The organism is Nocardia flavorosea NBRC 108225 (assembly GCF_001613385.1).
In the GTDB taxonomy this organism is placed as follows: domain Bacteria; phylum Actinomycetota; class Actinomycetes; order Mycobacteriales; family Mycobacteriaceae; genus Nocardia; species Nocardia flavorosea.
In genome coordinates, this window is record NZ_BDCG01000029.1 from 36,888 (window position 1) to 48,534 (window position 11,647).

Annotated in this window: 12 protein-coding genes; 4 read left to right on the forward strand and 8 right to left on the reverse strand. The window is 66.2% G+C overall.

The features are described 5' to 3' along the window. Nucleotides 1–114: 114 nt before the first annotated feature. Complete coding sequence (locus NFL01S_RS32610) at nt 115–972, forward strand: endonuclease/exonuclease/phosphatase family protein (RefSeq protein ID WP_168433980.1); 858 nt, start codon at nt 115–117, stop codon at nt 970–972. Between the two features lie 58 nt (nt 973–1,030). On the opposite strand, the gene NFL01S_RS32615 is transcribed toward NFL01S_RS32610, so the two are convergent. The 3 genes from NFL01S_RS32615 to NFL01S_RS35980 form a co-directional block, all read right to left on the reverse strand. Continuing rightward, nucleotides 1,031–1,408: a VOC family protein gene (locus NFL01S_RS32615; protein ID WP_062980178.1), complete on the reverse strand. Its 378-nt coding sequence runs from the start codon at nt 1,406–1,408 to the stop codon at nt 1,031–1,033. 122 nt (nt 1,409–1,530) lie between these two features. After that, complete coding sequence (locus NFL01S_RS32620; protein WP_062980179.1) at nt 1,531–2,469, reverse strand: NAD-dependent epimerase/dehydratase family protein; 939 nt, start codon at nt 2,467–2,469, stop codon at nt 1,531–1,533. 89 nt (nt 2,470–2,558) lie between these two features. Further along, a complete protein-coding gene (locus tag NFL01S_RS35980) occupies nt 2,559–3,047 on the reverse strand; it encodes an RpnC/YadD family protein (protein ID WP_062980180.1) in 489 nt (162 codons plus the stop codon). Nucleotides 3,048–3,201: 154 nt separating this feature from the next. Between NFL01S_RS35980 and NFL01S_RS32630 the strand changes: the two genes are divergently transcribed. After that, a complete protein-coding gene (locus NFL01S_RS32630; RefSeq protein WP_062980181.1) occupies nt 3,202–3,621 on the forward strand; it encodes a VOC family protein in 420 nt (139 codons plus the stop codon). After that, nucleotides 3,621–4,193, forward strand: a complete 573-nt coding sequence (locus tag NFL01S_RS32635) for a TetR/AcrR family transcriptional regulator (RefSeq protein WP_062980182.1) — start codon at nt 3,621–3,623, stop codon at nt 4,191–4,193. Before NFL01S_RS32630 ends, NFL01S_RS32635 begins: the two co-directional genes overlap by 1 nt. A gap of 133 nt (nt 4,194–4,326) precedes the next feature. On the opposite strand, the gene hisD is transcribed toward NFL01S_RS32635, so the two are convergent. Next, entirely contained in the window at nt 4,327–5,655 is a 1,329-nt protein-coding gene (gene hisD, locus NFL01S_RS32640) for a histidinol dehydrogenase (RefSeq protein ID WP_062980183.1), read from the reverse strand. Between the two features lie 151 nt (nt 5,656–5,806). Further along, nucleotides 5,807–7,285, reverse strand: a complete 1,479-nt coding sequence (locus NFL01S_RS32645) for an amidase family protein (RefSeq protein WP_062980184.1) — start codon at nt 7,283–7,285, stop codon at nt 5,807–5,809. Nucleotides 7,286–7,418: 133 nt separating this feature from the next. Here NFL01S_RS32645 and NFL01S_RS32650 point away from each other — a divergent pair, with 133 nt between their 5' ends. Further along, nucleotides 7,419–8,360, forward strand: coding sequence for a LysR family transcriptional regulator (locus NFL01S_RS32650; RefSeq protein WP_062980185.1), 942 nt, complete (start codon nt 7,419–7,421; stop codon nt 8,358–8,360). Here the strand turns inward: NFL01S_RS32650 and NFL01S_RS32655 are convergent. From NFL01S_RS32655 to NFL01S_RS32665, 3 genes are all read right to left on the reverse strand, one after another. Beyond that, complete coding sequence (locus NFL01S_RS32655; protein WP_062980186.1) at nt 8,354–9,337, reverse strand: ester cyclase; 984 nt, start codon at nt 9,335–9,337, stop codon at nt 8,354–8,356. The two genes, NFL01S_RS32650 and NFL01S_RS32655, sit on opposite strands and share 7 nt — an antisense overlap. Nucleotides 9,338–9,503: 166 nt before the next feature. Next, the gene (locus tag NFL01S_RS32660) at nt 9,504–10,586 is read right to left on the reverse strand and encodes an ABC transporter ATP-binding protein (RefSeq protein ID WP_062980187.1); all 1,083 of its coding nucleotides are present in this window, start codon (nt 10,584–10,586) and stop codon (nt 9,504–9,506) included. A gap of 1 nt (nt 10,587) precedes the next feature. After that, nucleotides 10,588–11,616 carry an ester cyclase gene (locus NFL01S_RS32665; RefSeq protein WP_062980188.1) on the reverse strand — a complete coding sequence of 343 codons (1,029 nt, stop codon included), beginning with the start codon at nt 11,614–11,616 and terminating at the stop codon, nt 10,588–10,590. Nucleotides 11,617–11,647 lie beyond the last annotated feature (31 nt).

Genomic DNA, 11,647 nt, shown 5'->3' on the forward strand with positions numbered 1-11,647 from the left:
CGAGGTGTGGGCCAACGAATGAAGTGTTGGCCCACAACATTTTCGGCGGGCAGCTGTGTTCATATGCGCGCGCTCGGAGTCGGCGGTCAGATGCCCACCTGCGATCATGTCGAGGTGACCAGTCCAACCTCTGTGCAGCAGATCCGCGTCGCAACGTTCAATGTCCTCACGCCTCTGCTCGCCGACTGGCCCGCTCGGCGGCGAGCAGTTGCCGCTCAGATCGAACAAGCGCGCCCGGACATCATTGCTCTCCAGGAAGTGGATGCCGGCCCCGATCGCGACGAGGCATTGCACGATCTCCTCGGTCCCGGATGGCATACCGCCTGGCATTCACACACCACTCCGGACGGCATCGGATTGGTCCTGGCCGGCCGTTGGCCGTTCGGCGAGATCCGCGAACACGGGTTGGGCGTAACCGACCGGGCCGCAGCTGCCCCGTGGTCGGCGGTGGTGCTCGCCGAAGTTCTCGCACCCGCACCGCTGGGCCCGGTGTTCATCGCCCACCACAAGCCGGTCTTTCCCTTCGACCATGAACATGAGCGCGAACTCCAAGCGGTCGAGGCGGCACGATTCATCCGAAGTGAGATTCCTTCCCCGGATGAGCACGTCATCTTGCTGGGAGATTTCGATGCGGCCCCGGACTCCGCCGGCATCCGTTTCCTGACCGGTCGCCAGTCGTTGTCGGGTATGAGCGTCTGCTATCACGATGTCTGGGAGGCGGTTCATCCCGGCGATCCGGGACACACCTTCACTCCACAAAACCCGCTCGTGGCTGCGGGCGACATGTTCTCGGCGCCAGGGCGGCGGATCGACTACGTGATGGTCCGTGGCGCAAGTTTCGGCCCGACCCTCCAAGCTCGGTCCGCCGAACGCTTCGGTGTTGCGGGCGTGGACGGCGTTCAAGCGAGTGACCACTACGGCGTCGTCGCCGAACTCGAGGTCCCGCCGCGGCGCCCCGGCACGTGGAGTTGATCCTCAGTGTTCACCCTATGAACTGAAGAGGTCGGAATGAGAATCGCTACCGGTAGGCTCAATCCGCCGTACCGGGTGGGACTGTGAGGCAGAAGGGGTGCCCCGACGGATCGATCAGCACCCGCCAGCGGTCGGGTGCAGGCTGATAGCCGGCCTTGACTGCGCCACACTCGATCGCTGCTCGTTCCGCCGTATCCAGATCATCGACGAAGAGATCGAGATGCATTTGCTTGGGGACCTCGTCGCCGGGCCAGTCGGGCGGTCGGTGGTTTTCCACGAGTTCGATCGTCAGCATCACCCCTTGGCCCCGGAGAACGACCAGTTCGTCGGATTCGTACCGGACTTCGAAATCCAACAGCACTCGATAGAACTGCCCTAACCGGTGCGGATCCCGGCTATCGAGTGACACTGCACCGAATCCGGCTATCGCGGTCATAGCTCCCCCTGCTCATCGCCCCAGTCATGTGCCGGGGCACGTACCTGCCATGGTTACCACAGTCCAACTCGACTGCCGGCCACAGGTAAAGCCGATCGGTGGGTCGATCGACGGGGTGTGGGCTATCGCGACTGGCGTCGGGTGGACTGATCACCGGGGAGGGTTGCGAAGGCTGCCCAGCCGTCGGTGGCACTCGGGAAGGAGGGGGACCATCGGGTTGCTTCCCGGAATTTCGCGTTGCTGACGCGCAGCGATCGGGCCAAGGAGGTGGTGCGGGCGCCCAGGAGTGCCGCGAGGCGGCCGGGTGCGCGGACGTAGTGGGTGCGGCCGGCGGCATGAGCGATCGCGTCGGCGTACCGATACTTGGTGATCGGATGATCGTCGACCACGTTGTAGACACCGGCCGGGACTTCGAGGGCAGCCGCGACGGCCTCGCCCGCGTCGGCGAGGTGGATGGAGGATACGAAGCTGTCACCTCGCCCGAACATCGGGGCGATACCCCGGCGGGCCATCGTCAGGAATTCGCGGCTGTGGACGGATTCGGGACCGTAGAACAGCCCGAACCGCAGAACGACGCCGGTTCCGCCCGCATCCATGAACCGTTGCGTGTTCGCTTCCGCGGCATGGTTGGTGCGCGCCAACGGAAAGTCATCGGTGGCCCACTGCTCGTCGATCCACCGGTCCGCCCTGTCGCGGTAGATCATGCAGACCGACTCCTGGAGCAGCCGGTCGACACCCGCTGCGCCGGCCGCTGCCGCTACTGCTGCCGACCCTTCCGTGCGTACTCGCGCGTTCTCCGTCCACGCTCGACTGTCGAGGAACTTCGACGAGGGCGGCAGCGCGGTGGCGAGATTGGCCACCGCGTCGTGGCCGATGAATACTTCGGCCAACCCGTCACGGTCGAATAGCGACACGGTGACCGGCTCGGCTCCTTGCGCGCGTAGAGCTGCCGCTTTCGCTGGATTGCGGGCCAGCGCGGTGACCGTATGTCCGGCACGAATCAGAGCCGGCACGGTGTGGGAGCCGAGCGCCCCGGTGGCGCCGGTAACGAAGATCTTCATCGGTCGGGTCGCTCCATTCGGCTCGGCAGCGTTGTGCACGCGAAGGATTGCTTGCCGGTCGTTGGTGCGTGCGGGTAACCGTCGCGCGGCTACTCGGCGAGCACCTCGTGGATATCGGCGGCGGAGATGGCTCGGTCGAACCAGCGGTCGAGCACGTCCAGGTCCGTACAAGTCTGCATATGCTCCCGGGCCGAATCGGGGATATCGATTCCGCGTGCTTCCAGTAGCCGCAGGGTTTTATCGATCACCTCTTCGACGCGGCCCTCGACCCGGCCTTCGACGCGTCCTTCGAACAGGCCCTCGGTGCGTCCTTCGACCCGGCCCTCGGCGCGTCCTTCGGCACGTCCTTCGGCGCGCAGGCGCTGGGACGTACGTGAACGGTAGAACGACAGATCCACGCTCATCAGTTTGCTCCAGGTTTTCGCGGCTCGGGTCGCGCCGAGGCCGAGTTCGGTGAGTTCGGCGAAGACGTGAAAATCTTCCTCGTCTTCGAGTTCGTGCAGGGCGTCGGCGAGTGTTTTCAGTATCGCATCAATACTGCGGTCCTTGGCGTGGGTGATCGCCGACAGTACGGCCAAGGGGATATCGGCAGCCGCCGCTGCCGGGTCGGTGACGATGGGGACGTAGCCCCGGCTGGTCGGTATCTCTTGTCTCCTGTTGCTCGGGGCGCGTGGCCGAATCGGCTGCGACTGGGCACTCGAATAATTACAGTACGTACTGTACTGTAATGGAGTGACTGTCAATGCCTGGCCCGATGCCCTGGGAGTGACCCAGGTCAGATTCGCCCGTCCGACCGATCGCCTCGAGGAGGTGACCCGGTTCTATGTGGACGGGCTCGGCTTGAACGAGTTGTACCGGTTCGAGAACCACGCCGGTTACGACGGTGTGATGCTCGGGCTTCCGGGCGCGGATTACCACCTCGAATTCACCAGCCACGCCGACGGCAGTCCGGGCGACGCGCCGAGCAACGACAATCTGCTCGTGCTGTATTTCTCCTCCGAAGCCCGCATGTACGAAACGGTGGAGCGGCTGGGGGAGTTCGGGGTCGAACCGGTCGCGACCGAGAATCCGTATTGGGCGGCGAACGGGGCGATCGCGTTTCCGGACCCGGACGGCTGGCAGGTGGTTCTCGTGCCGCGGCCGGTGTTCTGATGGCGGGCCGTACCCGGGACGACCGAATCGATACGGCCGTGCTGGCGGCGGCGCGCGCCGTACTCGACGCCGAGGGATATGCGGGAATGACTATCGGCCGCGTCGCTACCGAATCGGGTATCCATCGCCCGGCGATCTATCGGCGATGGCCGTCCAAACGTCACCTGGTGGTCGATATCGTCGCCGATCTGCTCGGGCTCGATCCGACAGCCGATACCGGCGATCTGCGGGCGGATCTCATCGCATCCATGCGGGAACTCGTCGGGGCTGTGCGCGATACCTCGCTGGGGCGGGTTCTGCCCGCACTGGTGGCCGATCTCTCCGCCGATCCGGAACTACGCGAACAGCTGTGGTCCAGGGTGTTCGGGCCCCGGCGGGACACCACGGCCCGCGCGCTGCAAGCGGCGATCGATCGCGGCGAGATCGACCCGGAGATCGATATCGGATTCGTGCTGGACGCGGTGGCCGCCCCCATCTATTTCCGCGCGCTTTTCCGGCATCTGCCGCTGCCGGACGAGCTCGCCGAACAGTCGGTGGATACGGTCCTGGCAGCGATCCGCGGTAGGCCGTGACCCGGTCTGCGGCGGTGCGCCCGGCGGCGGATCGGCAGTCGCGGTGCCAGTTCTCGTGCCGGCCACGGCTAACCCCGCCTGTGGTGTGGGGCTCGCCGTGGTCAGTGCGGTGCTTCCGCCGGTAGGGGCGTCGTCAGGCGTCGCTGTTGCGGTAGGCGTCGAGCCGGAGGGTCGCGGTCGCTTCATGGGCGGCCATACCCTCGTACTGCGAGATCGTCTCGACCGCACCTGCGGCCTCGGGTGTGGCGGACCGTTCCACCCGCTGGTATGTCAGCGGTTTGAGGAAACGGGAGACCGAAAGGCCCGCACTGTGTTTGGCGCCGCCCGCAGTCGGCAGCACATGATTCGTGCCTGCCATGCCCTTGTCGGAATAGGCGACCGTGCTCCAGCGGCCCAGGAAGATCGAACCGTAATTGCGCAAGGCGTTGTGATAGTAGTCGTCGTCGGCCGTCTGGATTTCCAGATGTTCGGGTGCGAGATCGTCCATCAGCGCCGCCGCGGTCGCGGGGTCTTTCGCCCAGGTCACCGAGCCGTAATCGCGCCAGGCGGGGCCGGCGATATCGCGGGTCTTCAGCGTTTCGAGCTGCCGGTCGGCCTCGGCGACAACCGCTTCGCCCAACTGGCGCGAGGTGGTGACCAGGGCCGCGGGGGACTCGGTGCCGTGTTCGGCCTGTCCCAGGAGATCGGCGGCGACGGTGACGGGATCGGCGGTGTCGTCGGCGATCACCGCGACCTCCGAGGGCCCGGCGAGCAGGTCGATCGCGACCTTGCCGAAGAGTTGCCGCTTGGCCTCGGCCACATAGGCGTTACCGGCGCCGACCAGCATATCCACCGACGGCTCACCGAGCAGGCCGAAGGCCATGGCTGCCAGGGCCTGGACGCCGCCGAGGACGTACACCCGGTCGGCGCCGGAGAGGTAGCAGGAGTAGAGGACGGCGGGGTCGGCGGTGCCGTCGCGGCGTGGTGGAGTGCAGGCGAGGACGGTCGGTACCCCCGCGACCTTCGCCACGCCGACGGTCATGAACGCACCGGCGAGTAGCGGGAAGCGTCCGGCGGGAACGTAGGCGCCTACCCGGGAAATCGGTACATAGCGCACGCCGGTGGTCAGGCCGGGAGCGAGCTGAGTTTCGAAATCGACCAGATGCGAGCGGGTTTCGCGCGCGAATGCGCTGGTCCGGTCGTGGCCGAGCTCGAGTGCGGCGCGTAGTTCCGGTGTGAGGGCGTCCCCGGACCGCGCCAGTTCGGCGGAACCGAGCTCGACCTGGGTGGACTGGAATCCGTCGAGCGCGCGGGCATAGGACAGCACCGCGTCGAAGCCGCCCTTTTCGATCGTGGACAGCATTTCCGATACCTTCGCGATCACCGCGGGATCCCGCTGGGCGGCGGGGCGGTCGAGGGCGGGACGTTTGAGGATCTGGAACGAGCCTTCGAGTTCGGCGAGGCGAGCGGGGGTGAACTTCATGAAAATGACGGTATGGCGGTCTACGGCAATGGACAACCCACAGAAAACCTGACCGTATCAAAGGAAAACCCTATGGATTCCGATCGGCTGCGGGCGGTGCGGCTTCCGGCTGCGAGGCTTAGTGCTATCGGACGGCTGCGGCCGGGCCCCGCTATGAGCGCGTGTGGCCGATTCCCGGTGCCCGGACCGGTTCGGCCACGACGGCTTCTACTGCCGCGGCCACTGCCAGTGCCCGGCTGTCCCGGCCGGGGGCCGCGGTCACCGTGAGTCCCACGGGCATTCCGTTCACGGTGCCGATCGGAACCTGCACCGACGGCGCCCCGGTATTCGAGCTGATCCCGGCTGCTGCTGTCCCGGCCCGGTCCGGGCGTGCGATATCGGCTGCGGTGGGGTACACCAGCACATCGATACCGCGGCGGGTGAGCAGGTCTGTCAGAGCGCGGCTGCCGGCTCGTTGTCTGGCCGACGCGGCGTCGTGGGCGGCGTTCGGGAGCGGGTCCGCTGCGAGCCAGCGCTCGACCGTGGCACGGTCGAGCGCTGTTGTGGACACCAGGTCGGCGAAGGTCGGGCGGGTGTCCACGCCCGGCTCGTGCCGCGCCGGAGTCCGGGCGAGAAACAGATCGATCGACGTGCGTGCATCCGTCCACCCGCTGTCGGTGAGGATGTCGCGGGCGAAGTCCGCGTCGAGTTCGGGCAGTTCGGTGCGGTGGATCCGGAAATCGCGAACAAGCGCCGCAACGGTCGCGTCGGCGAGTGCCCGCAGTTGCGCCGAATCCTCCGCGCAGCCGTCGGCGGTATCGAAGGGCCAGGTCAGGTAGGTGAAAGTGAGGTTCGCTGGATCGGTGGCCTGCGCTGTCGTGAACCAGGAGTGCCGACCGCCTGTCATGAGATCGGCGAATTCCGCGATATCGCGGACGGTCCGGCCGATCGGCCCGACGACGTCCTGCGCCGGGGACAGCGGTACCACCCCGTCCCGACTCACCGCGGCACTCGACGGCCGGAACCCGACCAGCCCCGCGTGCACTGCCGGGCCCACCACGGACCCGCAGGAATCGGTACCGAGGGCGATCGGCGCGAAACCCGCGGCCACGGCGACCGAACTGCCCCCGCTCGACCCGCCGGCGCTGCACGCGGTATCGAAGATATTGGCGGTGGTGCCGCGGATCGAGCTGGTGGTGAACGTGCCGTGCCACGCGAACTCCGACATATTCGCCGTGGCCAGGACGATACCGCCCGCCGCGCGGAGTTCCCGGACGACGGGCGCGTCGATCGAGGGGCGGTAGCCGGCGAGGCCGTGATTACCCGCGGTGGTCGGGACACCGGCCGCGCAGATATTCGTTTTGACGACGAACGGAATACCGTGCAGGGGTCCGCGGAGACGGCCCGACCGGCGTTCGTGATCACGGGCGCGAGCATGATCGATCGCTGCGGGGTCGATATCGACGATCGCGTTCAGTGGGCGAGGGCCGGCGCTGTCGTAGCGCTGGATTCTGTCCAGATAGGCCCGGGTGATCTGCTCACTGGTGAGTTCTCGTTCGTCCATGAGTCGGCGCAGATCGGCGACGGTGTAGGACTGCCAGGGTGAGATCTCCACCGGGGTGGACTTCTGTCGGGAGAGCAGCGGGTTCATCGGGGGCGGCCTTGTCGGTCTCGGGTGTGCGGCGTAGTCGGGGTGGTGCGCGGTCCGGAAGTGGAGTGGCAGCGGGGTCGGGTAAGATGATGGAATACCCGGGTAGGTTCTGTCATTCGCATAGGATCACCCTGTGACTCTTCGGCAGCTGCGCGCATTTCTGGCCACCGCCCGCGCAGGTACATTCACCGCCGCGGCGAAATCGCTGGGTATCGCGCAGGCCTCGGTCTCCGAACTGGTCCGGACGCTCGAAGACGAGTACGGCACGACCTTGTTCGTCCGGGGTGGGCGGAAACTGGTGCTGACCGCCGCCGGGGTAGCGCTGCTTCCGCATGCCGAACAGTCGCTGGCCTCGGCCGACGGCGGTGTCAAAGCTCTGAAATCGGTGCGGTCGCTGACCGGTGGAGTCGCCACATTCGGCGTGCTCCGCAACGCGTCGTACTATCTGCTGTCCGATCTGGCCGAAGAATTCCACCGCCGTTTTCCGGAGGTGCGGATCCGGCTGGTGGGAATGAATTCGGTGGAGGTCGCCGCGGAAGTTTCCGGGGGGCGGCTCGAAGCCGGTCTCGTGGTTCTGCCCGTCGACGCCGAAGGGCTGCGGGTGACTCCGCTGGTACGTGACGAGGTGCTCTACGCCTCCACTGACCCGGAACGGGTGGCGCTGCCGGTCACTATCGAACGATTCGCGCAATCCACCACGATCCTCTACGACGCGCACTACGGCTGGAAGGAACCCACGCGGCGTCAGCTGGCCGAACGAGCCCAGATCGCGGGTCATAAACTCGAACCTCTCATCGAGGTGGAGCAGGTGGAATCGGCACTCGGATTGGTGCGCCGGGGGATAGGCGACACGATCGTCTCCCGTGCGGTGGCGACGAGTTCGGCCTGCCCGCCCGAAGTGCGGGTGGCGAGTTTCGATCCGCCGCTCTACGACACCATCGCCTTGGTGCAGCGGGAATCGGGAGTGCTGTCCCCGGCGACACGAGAGCTGGCGCGGATGGCGCAGCAGATGCTGCTGCGGAACCGGGTCACCGTCACGCCGCGGCGTGACGGTGACCCGGTGGCCACTCAGTAGATGTTCTGGCTCACGTAGGGTTCGTCCCCGCGGTGGGCGTAGATCTGCGAGCGGGTGGCGATATCGTCGTAGATCCGGGTTTCTTTGACGATTTTTCCCGACTGCACCAGGAACTGGGAGATGCCCAGGATCTCGACCGGTGAACCGGTGAGCGGGCCGTAATCGGCGATGCCGTTGTACTTTCCGGTGAACTTCCAGGTGACCGCGATCCGCAGGCCGCCGTAGCGCGGTGCGTCGTTGGCCGCGATATCGCGAATATCGAAGGTGCCACCCGGGAACGGCCGCAGCATGCGCAGCAGTGCGCGGCGGTAGCCCTCGGGGCGGGCGATGGTGCGATCGTCGATGGTGTTGAGCCACAGATCGCGGATCCAGAAATGTTCGACCCGTTCGAGTTCGCGTTTGTTCCAGACCGAGTCGATGAATTCGAGCACCATTTCGACCTCGGGCCGGAATTGGTCGGGGCGGGGGCCGCTGCCGCCTTCGGTGATCACATCGGCGGGGGCGGGCGCGGCCATGGAGCCGCTGTATCCGCGGAAGGCTTGGCGGCGGGCGAGTTCGTCGGGGTCCTGGCCGAGCTGGCGGGCCACCGACAGGGCGTCGCGGACGACCCATTCCTCGACCATCCGGCCGCGCCGGTACAGGCAGTTGGCGATATTGCGGCTGCGGTACTCGAGGTTTTCCCGGTCGGTGCCGAGCACCAGGTGCGAGCTGAGGAACGCGTCGTCACCGCGGGCTTCCCAGACGATGTCCTCGGCTTGGCCCACCCGGTTCGGGGTGGTGGAGATGCGCATGAGCGTGCCCTCGATCACCTCGGCGGCGGTGGTGGAGGTGCCGTAGACGCCGTGCACGATCGAGTCGGGCTCGTAGTTGTCGTTGATATGACCGATCGCGCGCTCGATCCAGATGTGGTCGGTGACCTCGCGGATGAAGTCGTCGGGATCGGCGTAGGGCTGATATGCGATGGGATCGAGTGGCATGAGGATGAGAGTACATACGTATTCAGAGTCAGGGAAGGGCGGTTCGTCATCTGATCTCGACAATATCTGCCGAGGGCGTGCCGGGAAGGGAAGCCGTTCCGGACCCGTGGACAGCACAATGCGCCGGCCGGGTCATGTCCCGGCCGGCACATCGAAAATCAGAAGGTCAGGCTGCCAGGCGAGCGCCGGTTCCCGGGTGGAACAGATGAACCTCGGCATGGTTGCGGACACCGACTCGTACCGTCTGCCCGATCCGCGGCGGAGTGCGGCCGTCGACACGGACATTGACGCGATGGGCCCCCGACGGACTCAGTACGGTGCCGTAGACATACGCATCCGCGCCCAGTTCCTCGACGAGTTCGACGGTGAGCGCGAAGCCCTCGTCGGCCTCGCCGACCAGCCGCAGCGTCTCCGGCCGGATACCGCAGACGATTTCGCGCAGATCGGAGGTTGCCGCCCGCGCCACCGGTACCGTGCACTCACCCAGTTCGACACCGCCGTCGCCGATATTGAGCGTCGTGAGATTCATCCCGGGAGACCCGATGAACCCCGCGACGAACGCATTGGCCGGACGATCGTAGAGTTCGCGCGGCGTCGCCGCCTGTTGCAGCACACCGTCTTTCAGCACCGCGACGCGATGGCCCATCGTCATGGCCTCCACCTGGTCGTGGGTGACGTAGACCGTGGTGGTGGCCAGCCGCTGCTGTAACGAGGCGATATTGGCGCGTGTTTCCACGCGCAGTTTGGCGTCGAGGTTCGACAGCGGCTCGTCCATCAGGAACACGGCCGGATCGCGGACGATCGCGCGGCCCATGGCCACCCGCTGCCGCTGCCCGCCCGAGAGCGCTTTCGGCTTGCGGTCGAGGAATTGGGTGAGATCGAGCATCTTCGCCGCATCGGCGACCTTCTGCCGGACCGTCTCCTTCGGCACACCTTTGAGTTTCAACGCGAAACCCATATTGTCGCCGACCGACATATGCGGGTAGAGCGCGTAGGACTGGAACACCATGGCGATATCGCGGTCCTTGGGCGGTACGAAGGTGACATCGCGGGTGCCGATGGAGATCGACCCTTCGTCGACATCTTCGAGACCGGCCAGCATCCGCAGTGCGGTGGTCTTACCGGAACCCGACGGCCCTACGAGGACCAGGAATTCGCCGTCGGCGATATCGAGATCGAGACCGTCGACCGCGGCGGTATCGGCCCCGGCGTAGCGGCGGGTCGCCTGTTCGTAACGGACTTCTGCCATGTCACTGCCTTTCCGGAGAAGATTCGGCCGCCGTCTCGGCGGGTTCGTCGCCGCGCGCGCGAGCGATCTGAGCCAGCACCGCGAGCTGGTCGTATACCCGCCACTCCTCGACGATGCGTCCGTTGCGCAGCAGGAACTGCGAGGATCCGAGGATTTCCACCCGAGAGCCGGTGGCCGGCCCGAATACGGGGAGCCCCGAATACGTACCGGTGAGCCACCAGACGACACCTATCCGGAGACCGCCGTGCGCCGCCGAATCGTTGGCCACGATATCGCGGACCTCGATCCGGGCGTCCGGGAAGGGCGCGAGCACGTCCATCCACGATTCCTGATAGTTGCGTGGACGGGTGAGGGTGCGGTTGCCGACCGTGTGGCAGGTGATATCGCGGGCGATGTAATCCTCGATCCGCTGGAACATCGACTGTCCGAGCACGGTGTCGAACATGTCGAGGACGAAGGAGCATTCGTCACCGTGGCTGTCCGGACGGGGGCCGGTATCGCCGGCGGTCAGCGGATCGACGGCTTGTGTACGCGTGGCCGAGCCGGTCCAGCCGCGGAACGCCAGTGCCCGTGCCACCTCGAACGGATCGAGTCCGAGATCCTGGACCACCGCGAGTTCGTCGCGGATCACCCATTCCTCGATCATCACACCGTTGCGGTAGAGGCAGTTCGCGATGGACCGGTGCGAGAACCGGCGGTGCGTCGGCGGGCCGTAGATCGTGTGCTTGGAATTGGTACCGCTGCTGAAGATGCGATGCGAACTCAGGAAGGCATCGTCGCCGCGGGCTTCCCACACCACATCCTCGGCCTGGCCCACGCGATCGGGGAAGGCGCTGATCTTGGCCAGGGTCGAGGCGATCACCGGATCGACGCCGACTCCGGTCCCGTACGCGCCGTGCACGATGGCGTCCGGGGCGTAGTTCTCGCGGATCAGCCCCACGCCACGCTGCACCCAGATGCGGTCGGTCCATTCGACGATGAACTCTTCCGGATCGGCGTAGGGCAGGTATGCGCTGTCTTTCAATGTCATGTTCTCGGCTTTCTGAAGATACGAGTGCCGG